Raw genomic sequence first — 21703 nt, 5'->3', positions numbered from 1 at the left:
ATGAATCAACCATCAAGAAGCATGCGCAAACTGCTCGACTCCGTCGCCACTAACAATGAGGTAGCGGCGCTCGATATGATGCGCGCAGTAGAGCAGCTTCAAGACGAAGTGCTACGTCAACGGTTGCTCAACATGATTCACCGACTCAACCAGGACGCTATTGACTTACGAATGGCGCGTGACGATATCCAAGGCGGAGCCATAAAGCTCGCGTGATTGGGCTTGGTGACGTTTCTTAGTCTGTATGCCGCACTGGTCTCTTGGGCAAGTGCGTGATGACCCGAGCTATCCCAGTGGGTCCGCTGGGTAGTTGAGTCGACGTTCATCTGCTTCGGAGCAGCCAGCCTGACTATTCGTCGACAGGCTGCATAAGAGGAGGGCGGCGAGGTACCGAATACCGCAGCACGGGCGCCAAAACATCACCACTGATTTGATGAAGCGCCTGCCTCTTTTAAGCCAGGGTAATCATCGGGCGCAAAGCTAGATTCACCATCGTCCTTCAAGTGGTTATTCACCAGCAGCTCGACCGTTTCAAACAGTACGGAGCTTGTTCTTTTTCTGACGCCGAGGCTGGTTGATTGCTAATATAACTAAACTAAAGAACCATTTAGCATAGTTATAACTTAATCGTATTAAATACCAGCAGAAGCAGAAGGCTGTAACTCTCATTTCTCCAGTTTCCCGCCCGCGAAACTCCCGCCGTGGTTGAGTTTCGCTAGGTACTTGATCAGATCCTTTTCCTCGTAGTCATTGAATTGTCCGCGCAAAGCTCATTTAGCCTGGCCTCGCTCAGGCCCAAGACGGCTGCTGCATTTGTAATTCCGCCTGTTGAGCGGTTTAGCACATGGCTGAACTTTCCCCGAGCCCGTTCACTTGCAAGCTGACTCAGCCGATTATCAGGCTGTCTATCGAGAAGGCAATAGCTGGGATGGAGCTGGATATGTTGCGGCAAGTGCTGAGGAGTTTTTGTTCACGAGTTGCGTTCGTTGGTTGTCTGACGAAGACTTTGTCCGGTTCTCCAAAGAGCTTCCAGCTAGCTTTAAAGGGGCTGTTCTGACACATCAAGGGCTGAACCTGGTGAGCGGCAATCCTGCTTCGTTGACCCGTGAACATTACATCAACGATTGACCGTAGGCTGAATTGAGCGTGGTCGGGGGCTTTCAGCACATTGAAAGGCGCGTCTCCTTGGCCCCAGGCTCTTATCCGAAGGTACGCATAATGTATATTATGTTAAACGATGTGTCTGTACGGAACTTCCTATGCTTGAGGTCAAGCTCCACCACTTTCCGATTTTTCAGGCGTCTAGGCTCTTCTCATTGGACGTCCTTCGTGGCTTCGACACCTGACGTATGCATGAAAGTTTTGACCCGTCCGTACAAGAACTCCAGCCGATACACAAACATCGCTTTTGATGCGTTCAAGCACGCATCGCCGAATGTAGCCGAGCGTTTACCTGTTGTCATTCGTTTGCGGCGGCAACAACCAATGTCGTTCGGAGGTCCACCCGAGAAAAACCCGAGCCCCCTCACTTTTCTGGCGGTTCAGAGTCAACGGGAGCCCGGCAGCTGCCACACGTAACCCTATAATTGCCGGTAGAAATCTATCCCGGAATGCAGTGGGTTGTGCCGCGAAATGTTCTTCGATGCTATCGATAGCGCAACGCCTCTCGACGTCATCCAGCATGGATAAATAAAACACCATCTGGCGCCAGGCATAAGCGGTATTTTTGAGCATCACCAAGCTTGAGTGGTAGAACTTGATTTTCATCTGCTGCCGTATGCATATCCATTGGAAGCACTCCTGAGCAAGTGAACCCAGGCGATGATGTAGCAGCGCTTTCAAACCGAGCTCACCAAATAGAAGCGAAAGGTTTTGCGTCGTCAGAATCTGTTGTTGCTCGATGATCCTTCCGTTGGTTGCTGAGTGCCATGCACCCAAGGGTGCATTAGCCCGCTGTGCGCAAAGGTTCGCCAATGCATCACTGGTATCCAAGTCACGCTGGAAATAGTTTCTGCTCTTCGATTTCGGCTTATCGGGAAGGATCGCCAGTTGGTTCGTGTCGATGTCGTAATAATGGGCGTAAACGGTGCCACCTATCAACGAGGCCGTTCGTCTGGCTGCTTCCACGAATTTGTTCGAGAAGGTTCCCATGAAAATGTCCACTGCGACCTCCTCCACAAAAGGAAGATCCAGCTTCGCGGTGACAGCAAGCGAATCAAACTCCTGAAGTAGTTTGTTCGGAAGGATTGCCTGAGGAAAAGCAGAGAGGGTCGTTGCCGAGGATTCGATCAAGGCTTGTCTGGCTCCCTCAACACCGACAGCGTGTGCTTCACGTTCACCTTCGACGGCCGCTACCCAAGGCAGCTCACTGATTTTGACTTGGCTCTGTAGGTTGAGCAGCAGCAATGAACGGCGTCGCCGAAAAGCACGATACGTTGCGACAGACAACATACGCAGCGTCGTATCGCGAAATCCAGCACTGCAGATTTCGGCCGTCATCGCCGGCAGTACTCGCGCCACGGTATCCCCGGATGTGATCAATCCCTTGTCAATCAACTCAGTAATGGTTCCCTTTCGACAGCGCTCGAGGCGTCGGCGAACCGCCGGAGGAATGGCGACACCTGTTATCAGCGAATATGCCTTCGCCTCCTCGCCGGTAACGGGCTCCAACAGGGACGAAAAATCAGAGATGCCTTCCGAGCTCGAATAGCTGGTCAGACGCTCAGAAACAACCTTGGCGATCAGATGATGCTCGGGCGCGGCCACCTGACGGTGCTGCGTTTCTCGGTACTGTAGATGATGTTCAGATTCTGGATGACCATGTTTGCACACGAAATCATTGACGATCCGCCGAATACGTCCGACTTGACGTCCTGTAAGCGAAGCTGGGTCACGGGAGCAGAGCCTCAGCAACGCGTACAACTCCCCTACCCGATCTCTGAAAGGTTCAACATCGAGGATGTCATTGTTACTGGTGGCATCGAACTGACTATTTAGAGTATTCGCGTGCTCAAGCCAGCCTTCAGGATATTGCCGACAAGGCCAATCATCCTGGTACGTTAAGAGGAAGAGCGAGATGGCTGCGTCGTAGAGAGTCAACCGAGTCGCGACCACATGTTTTTGCATCGCCAGGCGCTGCTGCGCTGGGAGTTTTGAAAGCAGCTTTTGGATATCGCCGACATCGAAGATGTGCACTTCCGCCGCCGCGAGTGGCAACCCGTCAGAAGCCATTGGAAAGAAACGCAGTTGCTCAAAAAAAGGAGCGATCGACACAACCAGTTTGCGCGCTTCCTCCGTGCGCTGCTGGCCCAACAACCAAGCCACGTACAGTAGCGCTGCCTCTTCTGGTACATCGACCCGATAGTCGCTGTTCACCAGCTGCTTTTGCAGTGCTTCGATCCCCTCATCCGTTAGGTGCCAGGTGTTGAGATCAAGTCGTTCAAAACCAGGGCGGATGCCTGGGATTGAGGTGACCAACCGCCGCTCGTACTCGGTCAGTGCACCACCGGCCAGATACCGCCCAGTGGTAAAACCACCCGTGACAACCTCCAGCGCGACCCATTCAGGCACATCCACGAGTGGTGTGCGCGAGCCATACAGCGCAGTGCCCTCCACCATGTGTTCGACCACCTGCTGCCAGCGTTCAATCCGTTCGCGTGTTTTTGCCTCAGTGTCGAGACCCGATGCGGTCAATGCTCGAGATACCTGAAAGACCGCATAACCGGAGTTTATGCCGGCCATTGCATCCGATTCCCTATCGTGCCTGGACATATGTCCTTCTGACCCTGCGATGTAGTGGGTCCGGGGGCTGGATTCGAACCAGCGCCCACCCGGTTAAGAGCCGAGTGTTCTACCGCTGAACTACCCCGGAGCAGAGCGCGCATTGTCTACCAGCATCGAAGGGATGTGAAGATTGAAAACGTTGCCGCTCGTGACGCGTGTCGAGATTATTCCCGTTCGAAATATTAGCGTAACTGGCCTGTGGCAGCGGTGTGCAATTGATGCGGACCTCATCAGGAGGTGGACGGCCGTACGGTGATAAACCTACGCACCGCCGTGGACGGAACAGTCGGTCATGAACAAATTTTGGAGAGCCTGCGCTTAGTTTTTCTAGCTAAAATCCTTATTCTCAAAGGATTTTTTGGAACTATGAACATCTGACATCGCCCATAAGTTAAATCATGTGTTAGGACGGAACTTCTACCAAAGGGCTCTTTAGAGTTACCAATCCCCAACTCATTCCCCACGGATCCAGTCATCAACGCTCAAACCGTCTGATCACCCACCCCGGGCAGCTTCGGCGACGCGTTCGTTGACAGGCGCCCAGAGCAATCGTCAACCGGCTACTCCCTGCGGCGACGAATCATCCCTTCAATTCTAATCGCAGGTTTACGATGGCGATGACCGACATCATGGAATTCGCGACTGAGCTGCGAAGCTTTCGTAAGCAACCTTAAAAGCCGCGCTGGAGACATCCTGATGTTCATTGAGCATCAAGCGACGCGCCTCGTTTAACCGCAGCCATTTCCGATACTGCAGCGGTCTCATCGCGATGAATATCTCTTGAAAAACCACAAGGCACACCAAGGTGAGTCTTGTGGTCCCAGTGGAACAATCGTCTCACAGCTGCAATGATAATTTTTGAACTCTTAAATAAGGCATTCGCACAGCTTAAAGCGCGATCATGCCTTTTCGACTTCTTGCAGATGCGCATAGCTATCAACGAAACGCTTAAACTTGTGTTTGCCACACGTGTAGGCTTCGTACTTCGCGGGCAAAGTCTCACTTACACAGGTTGGTACAGGCTCAACAACCGCATCGAAATCCAAATCAATAAAGAAAGGTATTGAATAACGCTCTAGACCGCTGGTATTTATGACGCGATGCATTGTCGAGGTATAGCGATCGTTGGTGAGTGTTTGAACCAGATCACCAATGTTGACAATAAAAGTGCCTTCAACTGGAGGGGCTGTAACCCACTCCCCTGCCCGGTTCCTGACTTGCAAACCGCCAACTGCGTCTTGAGACAGGACAGTCAAGAAACCGTAGTCCGTATGCGCCCCGATACCAATCTCTTCCTGGGAGATCCTTCCGATCTGGGGCGGGTAGTGCAAAATTCGCTGAATAGTGATGGGCTTGCGTTGAAGATGTTCAAAGTAATCTTGTGGCAGCCCCAAACTCAGCGCTATCCCGCCGATGAGTTTTCTTGCGAGCGCCAATACAGCGGAGTGATACGCTTCGGCAACCTTCTCGAATTGCGGCAGTGCCGACGGCATTTGATTAGGGCCAAAAAAGGGAGAGACCTCGTCGTAATGAGCTCCGCAATCAAAGCACTCTTTGAAATCGCGGGTATTAGCCGGATCGACGTTCTCCGCATACATCGGTATATAACCACGTAGCGTGAGCCCGGAGTTTACGACATTGAGTTTGTTTTTCTCCTCATAAGGAAGTTCGAAAAATCTTTTGGTTAACGTGTACATCTCATCGATGAGTTGCTGGTCAATGCCATGGTTTTTTATATAAAAGAACCCCACCTTTTCGCAGGCATCACCTATTTGGGTTGCCACCGTCAGCGGATTGTTGCCGTGTATGAGCGACGATATATCGATGACTGGAATTTCAGTGAAAGCTGTCTGTTTACTAGCCAGCCGAATATCAAATAACTCTGTCACGTGCCCTCTCCTATCCAAACAAGTCGGTCTTGGTTTTGACGGATGTTAATCCTGGATTTTTTGGCACGCAAGCAAAATGTACACCTGTGTCACAAAGCGTTGACACAGGTGTACATTTGTCCTAATTTCAAGTGGCCAAGCCTGATGAAGCCCACTTTGGAGCGCACCACGATGTCCAGCGATCCCTTGCTGCAACCCTATAAAATCAAGAATCTGACCCTCAGAAACCGGATCATGACCACCTCTCATGAACCGGCCTACCCTGTGGACGGCATGCCCAAGGATCTCTATCGCGCCTACCACGTGGAGCGCGCCAAGGCCGGTGTCGCCCTGACCATGACTGCCGGCTCCGCTGCCGTATCCCGAGACAGTCCGCCGGTGTTCAACAATGTGCTCGCCTACAAGGACGAAGTAGTCGGATGGTTGAAGGACCTGACCGATGAATGCCACGAACATGGCGCGGCAGTGATGATCCAGTTGACTCACCTGGGCCGTCGCACCCGCTGGGACAAGGCCGACTGGTTACCGGTGGTGTCGCCGTCACACCGTCGCGAGGCTTCGCACCGCTCCTTCCCGAAGAAAATGGAGGAATGGGACATCGAGCGGATCATCAAGGACTATGTAGACGCCGCGGAACGCATGAAGGCCGCAGGCCTCGATGGTCTGGAACTCCAGGCTTACGGGCATTTGATGGACCAGTTCTGGTCGCCGTTGACCAATGACCTCGACGGCCCTTACGGCGGCTCGCTGGAAAACCGCATGCGTTTTACCTTCGACGTCTTGCGTGGCATACGTCAGCGGGTAGGCGAAGACTTTCTACTGGGAGTTCGTTACACCGGTGATGAAGAATTGCCCGGTGGTTTCACTGCCAGCGAGGGCATGCAGGTTTCTCACATGCTCAAGGACAGCGGACTGGTCGACTTCCTGAATGTCGTGCGTGGTCACATCGATACAGACGCCGGCCTGACTGATGTCATCCCGATCCAGGGTATGCGCAACTCACCCCATCTCGACTTCGCAGGCGAGATCCGCTCCTCGACAGGCTTTCCGACCTTTCACGCGGCGAAGATTCCTGACGTGGCCACCGCGCGCTACGCGATCGCCTCGGGCAAAGTGGACATGGTGGGCATGACCCGCGCGCACATGACCGATCCGCACATCGTGCGCAAAATCATCGAGAAGCGCGAAGAAGACATTCGCCCGTGCGTGGGCGCCAACTATTGCCTGGATCGCATCTATCAGGGCGGCGCGGCCTACTGCATTCACAACGCAGCGACGGGTCGGGAAACCACCATGCCACATGACATTCCCAAAGCCGCCGTCAAGCGCAAGGTTCTGGTGGTCGGTACCGGCCCTGCCGGGCTGGAAGCGGCGCGGGTCGCCGGTGAGCGCGGCCATGAGGTAACAGTGCTTGAGGCGGCTGACCAACCAGGCGGGCAGATTCGTCTGACGGCGTTGAGCGAACGTCGTCGTGAGATGATCAGCATCATTGATTGGCGCATGGCGCAATGCGAGCGGCTGGGGGTGAAGTTCCACTTCAACACCTGGGCCGAAGCCGACACTGTGCAAGCCTTCGAGCCTGACGTGGTCATCGTTGCGACCGGCGGCCTGCCTGATACCGAGGTGCTGCGCAAAGGCAACGAACTCGTGGTTTCAACCTGGGACATCATTTCCGGCGACATCAAGCCCGGTCGCAACGTACTGATCTTCGACGATGCTGGCGACCATGCTGCCCTGCAGGCTGCCGAGGTCATCGCGCAAAGCGGTGCGAAAGTCGAAATCGTCACCCCCGACCGCTCGTTTGCACCTGAAGTCATGGCTATGAATCTGGTGCCCTACATGCGAAGCCTGCAGGACCTGGACGTCACCTTCACCGTCACCTACCGGGTCGATACCGTGGAAAAACGTGATGGCGGGCTCGTTGCAACCTTTGGCAGCGATTACGGAAAGGTCCACAAGCAGCGTGTGGTCGATCAGGTTGTCGTCAACCACGGCACCCTTCCCCTGGACGATTTGTACTTCGACCTGCGTCCTCTCTCCACCAATGGCGGCGCGGTAGAGCAGCATGACCTGATCGCCGGCACGGCACAGAACATCGTCACCAATCCTGAAGGGCGCTTCCAGCTGTTCCGGATCGGCGACGCCGTGTCTGCTCGCAACACCCACGCAGCCATCTACGACGCTTTGCGCCTGGTGAAAGAAATCTAAGTCCAAAAGTGAAGGCCCTTCAGCGGGCCTTCACTGTATGTCCCCTGCCCAAGCTACATTCCCCGCCGCGCAACCTCAGCGCCAGCCTTTACTGCTCGCCCCACAATGGATTCGATATCCTGATCGGCCATCGACTGCAGCGCTGCGGCCGTCACGCCACGGTAAGCCATCAACGACTCGATCATTTGCCGCGGATCGCGGCGGGCAAGCATCTGGCCGCCCCCCACTACTACGCCTTGTGCAGCCCGCTGCGCGATAGCAGGGGGAATTCCCGCAGCCACCGCCTGATTAGTCAGTGCCATTTGCAACATTGCCGGAAAGGCCGGCCCAGTCCCGGACATCGCGCTGAGGTAATCAATGCAGTCTTCATCAGGCACTTCGTCCGCCGAGCCTACGCACTCGAACAGTCGCTGCACCCAGTTGCGATCGCGCTCAAAAAGGTTTCCGACACAGTACCAGGGCGTGTACGACTGTCTGATTTCCACGGCCGCATTCGGCATGGCCCGCACTATTTCATCCGCACCGGTGGCCGCGCTGATGGCTGCCGCCGGAACGCCGGCCATCAGAGAAATCACTCGCTTGCCGCGGGCGTTGATCTGCAGTTCACGAAACTGCTCCGGCCGGATGGACAGCACGACAATATCGCTGAGGTCCACCAACTGTTGATTGTCGGACAGCAGCTTCACACCAGGCTCGAAGGTACTGATGCCGGAGCGGTTCGAGATCAACAAATGGTCAGGCTTGATGAAACCGTTATCAAGGAGCGCCTCGGCAATTGCACGCCCGAGCCGGCCGGTGCCGCCAATGATGCCCAGCGTTCTATTCTCCATCGGCAGTGGATTCCTCGAATGTCTCGACCAAGGGGACGAAAACGCCGGGTTCTTTTTCTGCGTAGCCGAACTTTCCATAAAAGCGGTCCAGCTCGCGCCTCTTCGGTACTTTGCCGGTAAACACGCTCACGTACTGAGGAATCCGTCTGAATCGAACGACAATATCTTCATTGGTTTTCATGGATATGTAGCCGATCTGCGTGAGGTAGATCGTCCTGGCCCGAACGTCAGCCCCCTCGGCGTCGTAGCCAAACCGCCGGAACATCGCGGCCAGGGCATTCATCCGTGCCTCATCGGCCAGAGCGATTTCAGCTTTGACTTCGTCCGATTGCAGCGCCCAGCTGCGCACGGCAAATTCGAACTGTGAATCGAACAGCTCGGGGTTCACCCAGCACTCGAAGACGTTGAGAATCGCTTCGGAAATACTTTCCGCATAACTCTCACATTGGCTGACCATACCGCCGGTGTTCTTGTCCCGCCATCGAGCGAGGAGCGCCGCCAGCAGCTGTTCCCGATCTTCATAGAACCAATAGAAGCTGGTGCGAGACAAGTTCAAGCGTTTGGCCAGCGGCATCACCCGCACAGCCTCCACTCCCGACTCTTTAAGAGCATCGTAGGCAGCGTCCAGCCAACCATCGACGGAGCCTCGCCAGCCTGCATCCTGCGCTTTGGTTTTCGCCCTTCCTGTCTGTGACATTCGGGTTGCACCTTCATTTAAGAATTCTTCCCCACTGTACACCTCAGGGGCCGTGGCGTACACGGCATGTACAGCAGTGTACATTTATTAGACGATGATTCGCATTCGATCTCACAACGGACTGCCTCAATGAATACCGCCCGAGCCGTACGACGGGTCACTTTTGATTACCCGCGGATTCCAACTTTTAGATAACAAAAAGTTATCTTTGCCCCTATAAAAATGTTGCTGGACGATTAGAACCAATGAAACCAAATAATGGCTCTACCGAAAAAAACAATAGGTAGGTGTCATGAAGTTTAATAATAAAGTGGTCATCATCACCGGCGCTGCCGGGGGCGTCGGACAGGCGTTAGCATTATTGTTCGCCCGAGAAGGCGCAAAGCTTGTGTTATCTGATCTTGATGAAGCCGGTTGCAAATCTATATCCGCCAAAGTCCGTGACCTGGGCGCTGAAGTGCATTACGTGGCTGGCGACTTACGCCGTAAGGAATATTGCGAGGCGATTGTCCAAACTGCCGTCGATATCTTTTCGGGAATCGACATCGTATTGAACAATGCCGGCATTATTCCCCGTGGCACGATTGAGGAAACGACTGACGACATGTGGTTTGACGCCATGGGCGTAAACCTGAATGCAGTGTTCTTCATCTGCCGTGCCGCGATACCTCACATGAAAAATCGCCCGGGCGCCGCAATCGTCAACACATCATCTGTCTGGGGCATTTATCCCGGTCCAGCCCATGTGGCGTATTGCACAAGCAAAGGGGCCGTCGCGGCTTTAACCAAGAATCTGGGCCGCGATTGCGCCCCTTTGGGCATCCGTGTCAACGCCGTGTGCCCGCACGAAATCAATACCCCGATGATACGCAGCGGCTTTGAGCGTCGAGGCCTGGATCCGGACAAAGCCGTGCAAGAACTGAACAAGAGCGTGCCATTAGGCCGCATCGCCGAGCCTGAAGACATTGCGGATGTCATCGCATTTCTGGCGTCCGACGAGGCCAGGTACATCGCCGGTGAAACGGTAGAAGTCACAGGCGCGAAGCCGGTATCCGGCTAAGGAGAGGTTGCGATGCTCAACGGTAAAAATGTGGTGGTGACCGGGGGCGGCAGAGGGATTGGCCGCGGCATCACCGAACAATTGCTGGAGGCAGGCGCTTCTGTGTTGATCGCTCAGCGCCAGGCACTGGACGCCGACTTGCAAAATCACCCTCAAGTCTATTTCGTCGAGGCTGATCTCGCTTCGATGGAGACACCGAGTTTGATTGCTCAGGTCGCCCAGGAGCAGCTTGGCGGAGTCGATGTATTGGTTAACAACGCCGGGTTCATGTTCGAAAAGTCCATCGATGATATGACCGAGCAGGACTGGGATCGCATGATGGCTGTCAATCTGCGAGCGCCAGCATTCCTGTGCAAGGCGTTGGTGCCTCAGATGCGTCAGCGAGGCGGTGGCAGCATCATCAACATCGGGTCGATCGAAGGGTTAGGCGCCAACCCTGAACATGCCGCGTACTGTGCCTCCAAGGCGGGTATCCATGGGCTGACCCGAGCCTTGGCAATCGATCTCGGCCGAGATGGCATTCGCTGCAATGCCATTGCTCCGGGATGGATAAATTCCGAGTTGAGTGATGCATACCTTTCCGCTCAAGCCGATCCGCGTGCGGCGCGCCAGGCACTCCTGCGCCTTCACCCGGTCGGGCGTACCGGATTACCGGCGGATGTGGGCGGGACAGTCGTTTTCCTGGCCTCCGAATCGTCGGCCTTCATCACCGGGCAGGTGCTGGTGGTGGATGGGGGGCGAACGGCAAAACTGCCACTGCCGTTTTGATCGAAGCAGACTGACCGGCGACGGCGGAAGGCACTTGCCCTCCTCCGTTGCAGGTTGCCGGAACCAGACGGCCTCCAGAGGATTAAGTTGAACGCTGTATTACCTGTTCACGTCTTCGCTTTGATCGCATACAGACCACCGATAATCACCAACGCTGCGCCGACAAACACCCAGGTATCAGGGCGCTCGGCAAAAACGATGACACCAATCAGCGTGGCGAATACCAGAAGCGCATAGTTGAAAGGCTGCAAGCTAGAAGCGGTTGCGTATTTCAATGCTTGAATGAAGAGAATCTGTGCGACTACTCCCGTCAATGCCAGTAACCCCATCAAGAGGCCCTGGACTGGAGTCGGAGAAACCCATGCCGGCAGCCCTGCAAATGTGACCGTCAGGGCACCCACACACGCCATAAAAAGCATGTTCGTAGCAAGGGAGTCGTGCAGGCTAATCCGGCGGGTAAGTATGTTGAACACCGCGAATGCCAAAGCAGCCACCAGCGGAATCAGCGCCGCGAGTTCAAAGACGCCTGCGCCTGGCCGGAGGATGATCAGTGTGCCGGTGAACCCTATCGCGGCAGCAACCCAGCGTCGAAGGCCGATGAACTCCCCAAGCAACGCTCCCGCCAAGGCCAGTGTCATCAGCGGAAATACCGCGTATATCGCGTGCATTTCCGCCAGGCCCAAATATCGTAGCCCCGCCGCGAACAGTATGGTTTCGCCCACGGCCAGCAACGCTCGAAGGATTTGGAGCCAGGGATGCTTACTGCGAAACGACGCCTTTACCCTACCTTGGTAGGCGGCATATCCGAGAGCAAAAACGACAAACACCCAATAACGCACCATGACCAATTGGGCGACCGGGAAGTCTTTGACCAGCACCTTGGTTATGCCGTCCTGGCTGGCAAAGATCAGCATTGAAAGCAGGCATAAAAATATCCCGAGCTGGGGCCTTGTGACCCCAGGAGTGGCGATAACGGTGGGCGTCGTTAAGTGCGCGGTGTTGTTTGTTCGGTCGCTCTTCAATCAAGTTTTCCTTCGTAGATCGTTCCGATCAGACTTTGAAGTCGGTCAATAGCCGACAACTTGAGTTCGCTAGCCTTCTCGCCCGGCCCAAAACTCATGCCAGCGAATAACCGAACTGACGCCCAGCTTCGTTATTATCCGGGGTGGTAGCTTGCTGGGGCCAGGTGCGTGACTGAAGCTATCAAGAAACTCCGAACGCGTACCCGATGCCAACTCCGCAGCCATCACACCTGCCAGGGTGCTTTTCACAGTACCCAGCCCGTTTTCGCAGCAAGCCGAATACAGGTTTTCTTCAATCTCGCCAAATGCGGCCGCGCTGTTTCGACTCAGGCACAGACGGCCGGCCCAACTGAATTCCAACGCAGTGGATTTCAATTCGGGAAAGCGCGCATCCAAGGAATGTCGCTGTTCTTTGGCCACCGCAGCTACCCGCTCGGGAGTGACCTGAATACTCGGGTCATAGGTGAACTTTGTCCGGATGACGATACGCGATTGACCGTCTGAAGAGATCTTGCGAACGGTCGCGCCCATTGGATCCGCCGGCAACAACGCCCACCTGGCCTTGCCCGGCACCTCTTTGCTGAATACATCATCACTGTAAGCGGCCGTCATGGACGCGTAAGTGAAGACGTGCAACAGGCGGCCTTGATAATGGCCAAAGTCTTCGATGTGCCCGTTAACGCCCAGAATGACCTTGGGCGCGTACACCGTCCCGTTATCAGAACGAGCGCTCCAGCCACTTCCCTGCTTGGTCAATTCAATAATCGGAGAGCGTTCGAACAACGTGATTTTCCCTTCGAGCCCTGCTGCCAGGTCCCTGATGTATTGCGCGGGTTGAATCATCACTGCGCCGGGGGTGTAGATTCCGCCGTGGTAATAGGTGGACCCGGTGATTTCGCGCATGTGCGCGGCATCAAACATCTCGAACTTCTCGCCAATGCGTTCAAGGGATTGAGCGTAATTGACGTTCAGCTTCAATCCCCGTTCAGTGGCGGCCGCGTTGATCTTCCCGGAAGGGTCGAACGTGTCGGCAGACATGCCGTACTCCCGCGCGGCGGCAGCGGCAAAAGCAATCGCAAAGCGGTTCTGCGCAATTTCCAGCGCCGTTGCAGACTCACTCGCCACGGAGTATTCCCCGGACGACAGACTGTGCGGCACATCAATCATGAAACCCGAGTTTCTGCCCGCCGGCCCCTTGGCGACTTCATGAGCATCGATCACAACAATGCTGTCACCCGGGTGCAGCTGTGAAAGTCTGCGAGCGGCGGACAGGCCGGCAAAGCCGGCACCGATGATCAGCCAATCCGCCGTCACGTTTCCATCAAGCATGCGGACAGGCGCAGTGCGTGCGGAAATCGCCTCCCAACCCGAAACCCCGGTGTCTACCGGCAGGCGCTTGATGGTATGGGTGCTCATTTTTCGGTCTCTTCATCCGACCGATCAGACACATCGATCCAGATGGTTTTGATTTCGGTGTACTGGTCATGGGCAAAAATGGATTTGTCCCGACCGCCGAAGCCCGACTCCTTGTAGCCACCGAAGGGGGTTGATGCGTCGCCCTCACCAAAGCAATTGACGGTGACGATGCCCGCGCGAATTTCCCGCGACAACTTGATTGCCCGCCGCAGGCTGCCGGTGTAAACAGAGGCCGCCAGGCCGTAGACCGTGTCATTGGCCAGCGCAATGGCCTCGGAGATCGTGTTGAAGGTAGTGACCGAAAGAATCGGGCCGAAGATCTCCTCCTGGAACAGCCGATTGTCTCGACCAACACCGTCAATCACCGTCGGCTCTACAAAGGCACCGTCTTTGGTTGCGCCACCGTAAACCACCTCAAGCTTTCCGGCGGCGGCGTGCTCAAGGTAGGACTTCACTTTGGCAAAATGCTCAGGGCTGACCAGCGACCCTACGCGGTTTTCCGGATCCAGTGGGTCACCCATCTTCCATTCACGGATGTAGGCGCCCATGCGCTCCAGCAGTTCGTCTTTCACGGACGCGTGGACGATCAGGCGCGAGGTTGCGGAGCAGTTTTCTCCCATGTTCCAGAACGCGCCATTGACCACGTGCTGGGCGACGAGATCCAGGTCTTGGGTATCGTCCATCACCACGGCCGGATTTTTTCCGCCGCACTCAAGGACGATGCGTTTCAGGTTCGAATCGGCGGCGTAATGCAGGAAGCGGCGGCCGGTCGCGGTGGAGCCGGTGAAGCTGACCATGTCGACATCGTTATGCAAACCGATCGGCTCACCGACGTCTTTGCCCGTACCGGTGACAATGTTGAGTACACCAGCGGGAACACCGGCTTCAAACGCCAGCTGCGCGACGCGCAACGTGGTCAGCGAGGTTTGTTCAGCAGGCTTGACGATCACCGAACAGCCCGCGGCGAGCGCCGGGCCGATTTTCCAGGCCAGCATCAGCAGCGGGAAGTTCCAGGGCAATACGCAGCCCACCACGCCGATCGGCTCCCGGACCACCATGGTCAGCGCGTCACTGCCCACCGGGGCTGTGTTGTCATAAATCTTGTCGATCAGTTCTGCGTGCCAGCGGATCGTGTGGATGGTGTCCGGAATGTCGACCAACTGACATTCACTGACGGGTTTGCCGCTATCGAGACTTTCGAGGACGGCCAGTTCGTATTGATGGCCTTCAAGCAGGTTTGCAAACTTCAACAGAACCGCTTTGCGCTCTCGAGGAGAAACAGATCTCCAGCGTCCATCTTCAAAGGCCTCCTTGGCATTGCTCACCGCGAAGTCGACATCATCGGACGAACACGCTGCGACGTCGGTCAAAAAGTCACCGGTCGCCGGATTGTTCGTGGCGAAGGTTTTGCCGGACATTGCGGGCTTGAATGCGCCATTGATGAACGCCTTGGATGGCAACGAAATGTCTTTGGCCAGAGCGGCGTATTCGGCCTTGCTCAGTAGATCACCCATGGCTGGCTCCCGAAGAAACATTGGCTACGTTACGTTTGAGTTCAGTAATGACCGACGCGAAATTCTGCTTTTCGTCCGCTTCAAGGGGCTGCAATGGCAGGCGCACGTTACCGACTTTCAATCCGGCCACTTCGCAGCCGTACTTGATCGACTGCACGAACTTGCCGCCGTCCAGGGCATTCATCAGCGGCATCATTGCCGACATGATCTGACGGCCTTTGTCGAAGTTCTTTTCGATCACGCAGGCTTCATAAAGCGCCACGTGTTCCCTGGGCAGGAAGTTGGAACCTGCACACACCCAACTACGGGCACCCCAGGCAAAAAACTCGAGGGCCTGGTCGTCCCATCCGCAGGACAAGGCGATGTTGGGGAACTGCCGGGCCAGCATATGCACCTGGCCCATGTCGCCGGAACTTTCCTTGATGGCGACGACGTTTTTCGACTGGCTGACACGCGTGAAATATTCTTCATCCATCGAAACGCACATGCGCCCCGGATAGTTGTAAAGCATGATTGGCAGGTCGGCGGCGCGATCAATGGTCAATGCGTGAATCGCGTTCTCTTGGGAGGTCGGCAGCGCATACGGCGGGCTGGTGACGAGAATGGCGTCCGCTTTGATCGATTTGGCATCCTTGGCGTACTGAACCGCGTCTTCGGTACGGATCGCCCCGGTACTGACGATCAGTTGCACCCGAGTGCCGATCACATCTTTGGCGTAGGCCGCTAACTCGGTACGTTCTTCCGACGTCTGCGCATAATATTCGCCGGTCGACCCGCCAATAATAATGCCGTGCACCTTCGCCTCAATCAGCGACTCCAAGACTTCCGAATACACGTTCCAGTCAATCTCCCCATCAGAGTTATAAGGAGTTACTGCTGGCGTATAAATACCTTCAAATTTCAAGATAAATGCTCCGAATGCGAGTTAGGTGGAAGATCAACGAGCGCGTTAGCCTGGATGCCTTTAGGCGCGATAAAAATCTTCATGTTTTCACGGGGCGGATGCCCAGGCTCAAACATGAGATCAATTGCGGCACTTTGCTTAACTGTTGAATCCAGACTGGCATGGGCCAAGAAGGTGGTCAATAGAGTGTATTTCTCGCGCCTACAGTTCCAGATGGTTGCTTCACCCGCCCTTGAAAATATATTTTTCTTTTATTTCAATAGCTTGAAATTTCATCACCGCGGCCGCGACCTCAATCGATAACATTTGTTTATGCATTGATAAGAGTAAATGTTTCTTGTTGATGCATGATTACCGTCGTAGCCTTACAACAGCGATATTCTACCGACTAATTGGATAAGTGAATTTCGCGAGCATTCGCTCCATTAGTTAGAGTCTGTTTGCTCAGGCTTGAATAAGGTGCTGTAGAAATGTTGCTATTGACGCAAACATCGGCATTACGGAATTGTCTGCCGTAATAAGGATTCGATCGAGATGAGTGCACGGATGGCACCACCATCCAAGAAGGCACATTTTTCGTAAAACGCTTCCTGGACGTGGCAAAACGTTCCGGATCGCGGCTAGCAGCAGCACGGTTTGATGGGCTTGCATCCACAGACGGTACTGCGAACTCAGGACCGTTTGGCCTCACCTCGCTGAGCAGGCTGAATGTGTCGCCCCCTTGGTATTTTGGAGTGTGTTGACCGTGAGCACTAAATCGGCAGTTTCAAATCTAATCGCGCAGCGCAAGCCTGACCACGCGCTGCCAGGTGCCCTTTATAGCGATCCCGACGTTTACAGGCAGGATCTGCAACAGATCTGGCACAAAAGCTGGATCTTCGCCGGGCACACATTTGAGCTGGAGAAATCGGGTCAATACATGTCGCTGCAAATCGGCGATTACCCGGTCGCTATCGTGCGCGGCGCAGACAAGCAGATCCGTGCCTTCCACAACGCCTGTCGCCATCGCGGTTCCAAGGTGTGCCCGGAAGCAAGCGGCAAGGTCGCCAAGCTGGTGTGCCCTTACCACAAATGGACATTCGAACTGGATGGCCGCTTGCTGTTCGCCGGGAACATGGGGGAAGATTTCGACAAGTCTCAGCATGGGTTGAAGTCCGTGCATTGTGAGGTCGTCGAAACGTACATCTACGTGTGCGTAGCAGATGTCGCCCCAGACTTTTCGTCGTTCAGAAAATCCGTCACCCCTTTCGTTGCACCTCATAACCTGGACGACTGCAAAGTCGCGTTTGAGTCGAACATCATCGAGAAAGGCAACTGGAAACTGGTGTTCGAGAACAACCGTGAGTGCTACCACTGCGATTTTACTCACCCGGAATTGATGCATTCATTCGTGGACAACCCATCCGTGGGCGGCGCCGGCGGCGATGAAGATCTCGAACTCAAGGAGCACTGGGATCGCTGGGAGGCGGCCGGTCTGCCTAGCCGATTGGTCATGGATGATGAAGGTCGTTTCCGAATGACGCGCATTCCCCTGTTTTCCGGGGCCGTCAGCTACACAATGGATGGCAAGCCTGCGGTCGCTGGCCGGTTGGACACCACCGGTGAGGCCAACATCGGTGCGCTGCTTTATTTCAACTACCCATCAACCTGGAACCACTTTCTGGGCGATCACGCGCTGAGCTTCCGCGTTCTGCCCATCGGTCCGGGCGAGACGTTGGTCACTACAAAATGGCTCGTCAAGAAGGACGCGCAGGAAGGTGTCGACTACGACATCGATCGCCTGACCAAGGTTTGGCTTGCCACCAATGACCAGGACCGCACCTTGGTTGAAGGTGCACAGGTGGGTGTCAGCTCTCCAGCTTTCGAGCCAGGTCCGTTGTCGGTGGCCAGCGAAATTGGTGTGTGCCAGTTTGATGACTGGTACTGCAAAACGATGCTTGAGCAGCTCAATGACACGATCCCGTTAAGATCTGTCGGCTAAGTGCAGCACTGCCGGTGGTGAGAACCACGAATGATCACCACCGGTATCTTGATTCACACCTTCAATCCCCTCTCCTCTCCGCCACCCCAGTGACTGCTCAGCCGCTGGCCGTGTTCCTTTCTTCCAGACAGCTCAGGAAAACTGAGCGAGAATCCAGTCGCGTAGCCGGCAACAGGCATCGTCATTGATCCGGTCTTCACGAAATGTCAGGTAGTGCTGACTTTCATGAAGAACCACTTCCTCTTCGATCGGCCGAATCAGCGTGCCGTTTTCGATCAGGGTTGCCACCAGGTGATTCCATCCGAGGGCTACGCCCTGATGGGTCAACACCATGCTGATGACCAGGTTGTAGTCGTTGGCGTTGAAAACATGAGGGCTGTCGTGGGGGCGTTTCTCGATATCAACATCGTGATAAGCCAGCCATACGCCCCAGTCAACGTGCTCCGCTACCTGGGATCTGCCATAGGGGCTGAGGTTGAGCAGAACCCCGTCGCGTAATCCTTCCAGACTGGACAGCTCAGGGTGCTCCTCTTTGTAACGAGGTGTGCACACCGGGTAGATGACGTCGTGAAACAACGGATAACTGCGGTAGCCATCCTGAATTCTGGCCATTTTGGTGATGAAGATGTCCGGAGTAACACCCGGCTCCATCGACAAAAAGTTTTGAGTGGTGACCAGATTGAGGTCGATGTCTGCGTTCCTGGTAAAAAAACCCGGCAACTTCGCTGCGAGCCAGAGGGCCGAAAACGCGGGAGAACAGCAAAGCGTCAACGTACGCTTGCCCGCATTGTTGGTACGAATGCGCTCCGCCGCCTGGGAAATATTGACGAAAGATAGCTGTGCCGCATCAAAAAAGATGGACCCGGCTTCCGTCAACTCGACTGCTCGCCCGACCCTCTTGAAGAGATCCACCCCAAGGTACGCCTCAAGCTCCCGAATCTGACGGCTGATGGCCGCTTGAGTAACGCACAGCGCTTCAGCAGCACGCGTAAAGCTCTGATATTTGGCGGCGGCTACGAATGACTTCACTGCTTTCAGAGACGGCATTTTCAGCAGCGTCATGTCTGGATCGATGTGCTTAACCATAACCTAGAGTATTGAATATCCGGTTCGGGGCCGTTTGGAGGGCCGTGAGCGATGAGTTCGGCGAGAAGGTTCCATCTAGAGCCTACGCTGGAGCGTAGCCGAAACAGAGGGGCTAAGACAGCGCCAGCGGCAGTCGCCTTCGCAACTAGCATCATCGCAGTCGCAAATTGACATATTTAAATGATTGATAACATGACGTTATTGATTGGCTGGAAGAAATGTTGTTAGACGCTGACTCTATAAGGTAATAACTTGGGTCTCAAGGCACTGATTAATTCAGCACCGATAAAACAAGAATAATAAACATCACATAATAAAGAGGATGGTCACAATGACTAACTCGCAACCTTTCTCCCAGCTTGACTGCCCCCATAAGCACCGTTTTCACTGATCAAGATACGTATATCCAAATTCTTGATCTTACGTCGTATTTGCAGCAGGAGGGGTTATGAGTCTTGGTGACGAGATACTCTCGGTAAAAAACATTTACAAAGTCTTTGGTGCTCAGCCAAAGCTCGCGATGGAGATGCTGGCTCGCGGTGCTGATAAAAGTGAAATTTTCAGCAAAACAGGTCAAGTCGTTGGCGTTTTTGATGCCAGTTTCTCCGTAAAACGTGGAGAGATTTTCGTCATCATGGGGCTTTCCGGTTCCGGGAAGTCGACGATGGTCCGGTTGTTCAATCGACTGATCGAGCCCACCTCCGGAACCATCCATCTCAATGGCCAGGAAATCACCGGCCTGTCGGATGCCGATCTCCTCAGCGTTCGTCGCAAAGACATGAGCATGGTGTTTCAATCGTTTGCCCTGATGCCCCACATGAGTGTGATCGACAACGTTGCTTTCGGCCTGGAAATCTCGGGCGTCGAGGAAAGTGAGCGGCATAAACGTGCGCTCGAAGCACTCAAGCAGGTGGGGCTCGATGGCCACGCCTACAGCTATCCGCACCAATTGTCCGGCGGTATGCAACAGCGGGTAGGCCTGGCCCGAGCGCTGGCCAACGACCCCGCCATCCTGCTGATGGACGAAGCCTTCTCCGCACTCGACCCGTTGATTCGCCACGAAATGCAGGGTGAACTGATCCGCCTGCAGGCAGAACAGCATCGCACCATCATCTTCATCTCCCATGACATTGAAGAGGCGATTCGCATCGGCCATCGCATTGCGATCATGGAGGGTGGCCAGGTTGTACAGATCGGTACCCCGCAAGCGCTGCTTTGCAATCCCGCGAACGATTACGTCAGAGCTTTCTTCAAAGGCTTTGATGCCTCGAAGATCCTCAAGGCTGGCGATGTTGCCAAGATCTGCGCAGAGCATCCGTACGCCATGGATCAATCCACGCCAACGCTGCGCGACGATGTACTCCTGCAGGACGTCTTTCACATTGTGGCTGATGCCGTTAATCCAGTGGCTGTGCTGGATCGCCAGGGTGTGTTCAAAGGCACGATCTCCAAGAGCCTGCTGCTTCAAACAATGAGCCGACATTAATAGTCACTATTTGCTGGCTTGCCAGGCTCGGATACTCAGGTGATGACATGAACGAATTCAGTTTTCTAGACCCGTTTCAATCCATCAATGTTCCTTTGGGCCAATGGGTAGAAGTTGCCCTGAATTATCTGGTTCATAATTTTCGCGAAGTATTCCGTTCAATAAGATGGCCAATCGACCAGGTACTTAATGGTATTCAGTTCGGATTGTTGGCTATTCCTCCGTCAATATTCATTATTTTTGCGACGCTCCTGGGCTGGCAGGTAGGAGGGAGAAAGATTGGAATCCTCTGTTTCGTCACCCTGACCCTCTTGGGAGTGATCGGCGTATGGAGTGACGCCATGGTCACCCTCGCCCTGGTGCTCACTTCACTGTTCTTCTGTGCAGCTATCGGCATACCACTGGGTGTCCTGTGTGCCCGGAGTGACCGGCTGGAGATGCTGCTGCGGCCGGTACTCGATGCCATGCAAACACTGCCCGCATTTGTCTACCTGGTGCCCGTGGTGATGCTGTTTGGTATAGGCAACGTACCGGGAGTGCTGGTCACGATCATCTTTTCGGTAGCACCACTGGTCAGGCTTACCAATCTGGGAATTCGGCAGGTACCGGAAGACAAGATTGAGGCGGCCCGGGCTTTCGGATGCACCCCTCGCCAGATGCTGAGGCGGGTCCAGTTGCCTTTGGCTGCACCGACGATCATGGCCGGTCTGAATCAGGCATTAATGCTGTCACTTTCCATGGTGGTGATCGCATCAATGATTTCGGTGGGTGGCTTGGGGATGATGGTTCTTCGCGGGATTGGCCGCCTTGATATGGGCTTGGCAACCGTCGGTGGACTGGGCCTGGTACTGCTGGCGATTTTCCTCGACCGCCTGACCCAGGCAATGGGCGAACGCAGTAACAGGGCAACCAAAGGCGAGCACTGGTACCAGACCGGCCCTGCGGGTGTCGTTTACCGTCTGAAGAGAAAGAACACTATTACAAAGATAGAAGTGAGTCCCAAAGAAAGTTAATTCGCTTAGCGGCATGTTGTGAACCAAAAGAAAAGCCAACTTCTTA

At 54.8% G+C, this 21703-nt stretch carries 17 protein-coding genes, 1 tRNA gene and 1 pseudogene; 8 read left to right on the top strand and 11 right to left on the bottom strand.

Annotation, left to right across the window (positions count from 1 at the left end):
• Together ACM6I5_RS11265 and ACM6I5_RS11260 are read left to right on the top strand one after the other, a co-directional pair.
• Nucleotides 1-216 carry a hypothetical protein gene (locus tag ACM6I5_RS11265; protein ID WP_017338837.1) on the top strand — a complete coding sequence of 72 codons (216 nt, stop codon included), beginning with the start codon at nt 1-3 and terminating at the stop codon, nt 214-216.
• Between the two features lie 657 nt (nt 217-873).
• A complete protein-coding gene (locus tag ACM6I5_RS11260; protein ID WP_414883836.1) occupies nt 874-1128 on the top strand; it encodes a hypothetical protein in 255 nt (84 codons plus the stop codon).
• 321 nt (nt 1129-1449) lie between these two features.
• Here the strand turns inward: ACM6I5_RS11260 and ACM6I5_RS11255 are convergent, their stop codons facing one another.
• The 4 genes and pseudogenes from ACM6I5_RS11255 to ACM6I5_RS11240 all read right to left on the bottom strand — a co-directional run bounded on the left by ACM6I5_RS11255 (nt 1450) and on the right by ACM6I5_RS11240 (nt 5672).
• Nucleotides 1450-3741, bottom strand: coding sequence for a hypothetical protein (locus tag ACM6I5_RS11255; protein WP_414883835.1), 2292 nt, complete (start codon nt 3739-3741; stop codon nt 1450-1452).
• A gap of 55 nt (nt 3742-3796) precedes the next feature.
• Nucleotides 3797-3871: transfer RNA gene (locus ACM6I5_RS11250), tRNA-Lys, on the bottom strand.
• Between the two features lie 472 nt (nt 3872-4343).
• Nucleotides 4344-4551 (bottom strand): annotated as a pseudogene (locus ACM6I5_RS11245) (helix-turn-helix domain-containing protein); the annotation flags it as partial.
• A 131-nt stretch (nt 4552-4682) separates the two neighbouring features.
• Complete coding sequence (locus ACM6I5_RS11240) at nt 4683-5672, bottom strand: isopenicillin N synthase family dioxygenase (RefSeq protein ID WP_017338835.1); 990 nt, start codon at nt 5670-5672, stop codon at nt 4683-4685.
• 171 nt (nt 5673-5843) lie between these two features.
• Here ACM6I5_RS11240 and ACM6I5_RS11235 point away from each other — a divergent pair, with 171 nt between their 5' ends.
• On the top strand, nt 5844-7880 hold the full coding sequence (locus ACM6I5_RS11235) for an NADH:flavin oxidoreductase (protein WP_017338834.1): 2037 nt from the start codon (nt 5844-5846) through the stop codon (nt 7878-7880).
• A gap of 53 nt (nt 7881-7933) precedes the next feature.
• Here ACM6I5_RS11235 and ACM6I5_RS11230 read toward each other — a convergent pair whose 3' ends face one another.
• Nucleotides 7934-8710, bottom strand: coding sequence for a pyrroline-5-carboxylate reductase family protein (locus ACM6I5_RS11230; RefSeq protein ID WP_414883963.1), 777 nt, complete (start codon nt 8708-8710; stop codon nt 7934-7936).
• A complete protein-coding gene (locus ACM6I5_RS11225) occupies nt 8700-9407 on the bottom strand; it encodes a TetR/AcrR family transcriptional regulator (protein WP_017338832.1) in 708 nt (235 codons plus the stop codon). The genes ACM6I5_RS11230 and ACM6I5_RS11225 overlap by 11 nt, the downstream gene beginning before the upstream one ends.
• Nucleotides 9408-9699: 292 nt before the next feature.
• Here ACM6I5_RS11225 and ACM6I5_RS11220 point away from each other — a divergent pair, with 292 nt between their 5' ends.
• Nucleotides 9700-10467: an SDR family NAD(P)-dependent oxidoreductase gene (locus ACM6I5_RS11220; RefSeq protein ID WP_017338831.1), complete on the top strand. Its 768-nt coding sequence runs from the start codon at nt 9700-9702 to the stop codon at nt 10465-10467.
• A 12-nt stretch (nt 10468-10479) separates the two neighbouring features.
• A complete protein-coding gene (locus tag ACM6I5_RS11215) occupies nt 10480-11235 on the top strand; it encodes an SDR family NAD(P)-dependent oxidoreductase (RefSeq protein ID WP_017338830.1) in 756 nt (251 codons plus the stop codon).
• A gap of 107 nt (nt 11236-11342) precedes the next feature.
• Here ACM6I5_RS11215 and ACM6I5_RS11210 read toward each other — a convergent pair whose 3' ends face one another.
• From ACM6I5_RS11210 to ACM6I5_RS11195, 4 genes are all read right to left on the bottom strand, one after another.
• Nucleotides 11343-12257 carry a DMT family transporter gene (locus ACM6I5_RS11210; protein WP_414883834.1) on the bottom strand — a complete coding sequence of 305 codons (915 nt, stop codon included), beginning with the start codon at nt 12255-12257 and terminating at the stop codon, nt 11343-11345.
• Nucleotides 12258-12326: 69 nt separating this feature from the next.
• On the bottom strand, nt 12327-13673 hold the full coding sequence (locus tag ACM6I5_RS11205; protein WP_414880454.1) for an NAD(P)/FAD-dependent oxidoreductase: 1347 nt from the start codon (nt 13671-13673) through the stop codon (nt 12327-12329).
• Complete coding sequence (locus ACM6I5_RS11200) at nt 13670-15187, bottom strand: aldehyde dehydrogenase (RefSeq protein WP_414883833.1); 1518 nt, start codon at nt 15185-15187, stop codon at nt 13670-13672. The genes ACM6I5_RS11205 and ACM6I5_RS11200 overlap by 4 nt, the downstream gene beginning before the upstream one ends.
• Nucleotides 15180-16091 (bottom strand): dihydrodipicolinate synthase family protein, encoded by a 912-nt coding sequence (locus tag ACM6I5_RS11195; RefSeq protein ID WP_031318920.1) that lies wholly within the window; start codon nt 16089-16091, stop codon nt 15180-15182. Before ACM6I5_RS11195 ends, ACM6I5_RS11200 begins: the two co-directional genes overlap by 8 nt.
• Nucleotides 16092-16836: 745 nt before the next feature.
• Between ACM6I5_RS11195 and ACM6I5_RS11190 the strand changes: the two genes are divergently transcribed.
• Entirely contained in the window at nt 16837-18072 is a 1236-nt protein-coding gene (locus ACM6I5_RS11190; RefSeq protein ID WP_414883832.1) for an aromatic ring-hydroxylating oxygenase subunit alpha, read from the top strand.
• Between the two features lie 132 nt (nt 18073-18204).
• Here ACM6I5_RS11190 and ACM6I5_RS11185 read toward each other — a convergent pair whose 3' ends face one another.
• A complete protein-coding gene (locus tag ACM6I5_RS11185) occupies nt 18205-19158 on the bottom strand; it encodes a LysR family transcriptional regulator (RefSeq protein WP_031318919.1) in 954 nt (317 codons plus the stop codon).
• 448 nt (nt 19159-19606) lie between these two features.
• Here ACM6I5_RS11185 and ACM6I5_RS11180 point away from each other — a divergent pair, with 448 nt between their 5' ends.
• The gene (locus ACM6I5_RS11180) at nt 19607-20644 is read left to right on the top strand and encodes a quaternary amine ABC transporter ATP-binding protein (RefSeq protein WP_017338823.1); all 1038 of its coding nucleotides are present in this window, start codon (nt 19607-19609) and stop codon (nt 20642-20644) included.
• A gap of 8 nt (nt 20645-20652) precedes the next feature.
• Nucleotides 20653-21657, top strand: coding sequence for a glycine betaine/L-proline ABC transporter permease ProW (gene proW / locus ACM6I5_RS11175; protein WP_274521491.1), 1005 nt, complete (start codon nt 20653-20655; stop codon nt 21655-21657).
• The last annotated feature ends 46 nt before the right edge of the window (nt 21658-21703 follow it).

The organism is Pseudomonas sp. IT-P171 (assembly GCF_949767765.1).
GTDB lineage: Bacteria > Pseudomonadota > Gammaproteobacteria > Pseudomonadales > Pseudomonadaceae > Aquipseudomonas > Aquipseudomonas fluorescens_B.
This window is presented reverse-complemented; position numbering and strand designations above follow the sequence as displayed.

Bases quoted from the DNA above. Each gene is read 5' to 3' on its own strand.
- ACM6I5_RS11265 (WP_017338837.1), top strand. From the start codon at position 1: ATGAATCAACCATCAAGAAGCATGCGCAAACTGCTCGACTCCGTCGCC.
- ACM6I5_RS11255 (WP_414883835.1), bottom strand. From the start codon at position 3,741: ATGGCCGGCATAAACTCCGGTTATGCGGTCTTTCAGGTATCTCGAGCA.
- ACM6I5_RS11235 (WP_017338834.1), top strand. From the start codon at position 5,844: ATGTCCAGCGATCCCTTGCTGCAACCCTATAAAATCAAGAATCTGACC.
- ACM6I5_RS11230 (WP_414883963.1), bottom strand. From the start codon at position 8,710: ATGGAGAATAGAACGCTGGGCATCATTGGCGGCACCGGCCGGCTCGGG.
- ACM6I5_RS11225 (WP_017338832.1), bottom strand. From the start codon at position 9,407: ATGTCACAGACAGGAAGGGCGAAAACCAAAGCGCAGGATGCAGGCTGG.
- ACM6I5_RS11220 (WP_017338831.1), top strand. From the start codon at position 9,700: ATGAAGTTTAATAATAAAGTGGTCATCATCACCGGCGCTGCCGGGGGC.
- ACM6I5_RS11215 (WP_017338830.1), top strand. From the start codon at position 10,480: ATGCTCAACGGTAAAAATGTGGTGGTGACCGGGGGCGGCAGAGGGATT.
- ACM6I5_RS11205 (WP_414880454.1), bottom strand. From the start codon at position 13,673: ATGAGCACCCATACCATCAAGCGCCTGCCGGTAGACACCGGGGTTTCG.
- ACM6I5_RS11200 (WP_414883833.1), bottom strand. From the start codon at position 15,187: ATGGGTGATCTACTGAGCAAGGCCGAATACGCCGCTCTGGCCAAAGAC.
- ACM6I5_RS11185 (WP_031318919.1), bottom strand. From the start codon at position 19,158: ATGGTTAAGCACATCGATCCAGACATGACGCTGCTGAAAATGCCGTCT.
- ACM6I5_RS11180 (WP_017338823.1), top strand. From the start codon at position 19,607: ATGAGTCTTGGTGACGAGATACTCTCGGTAAAAAACATTTACAAAGTC.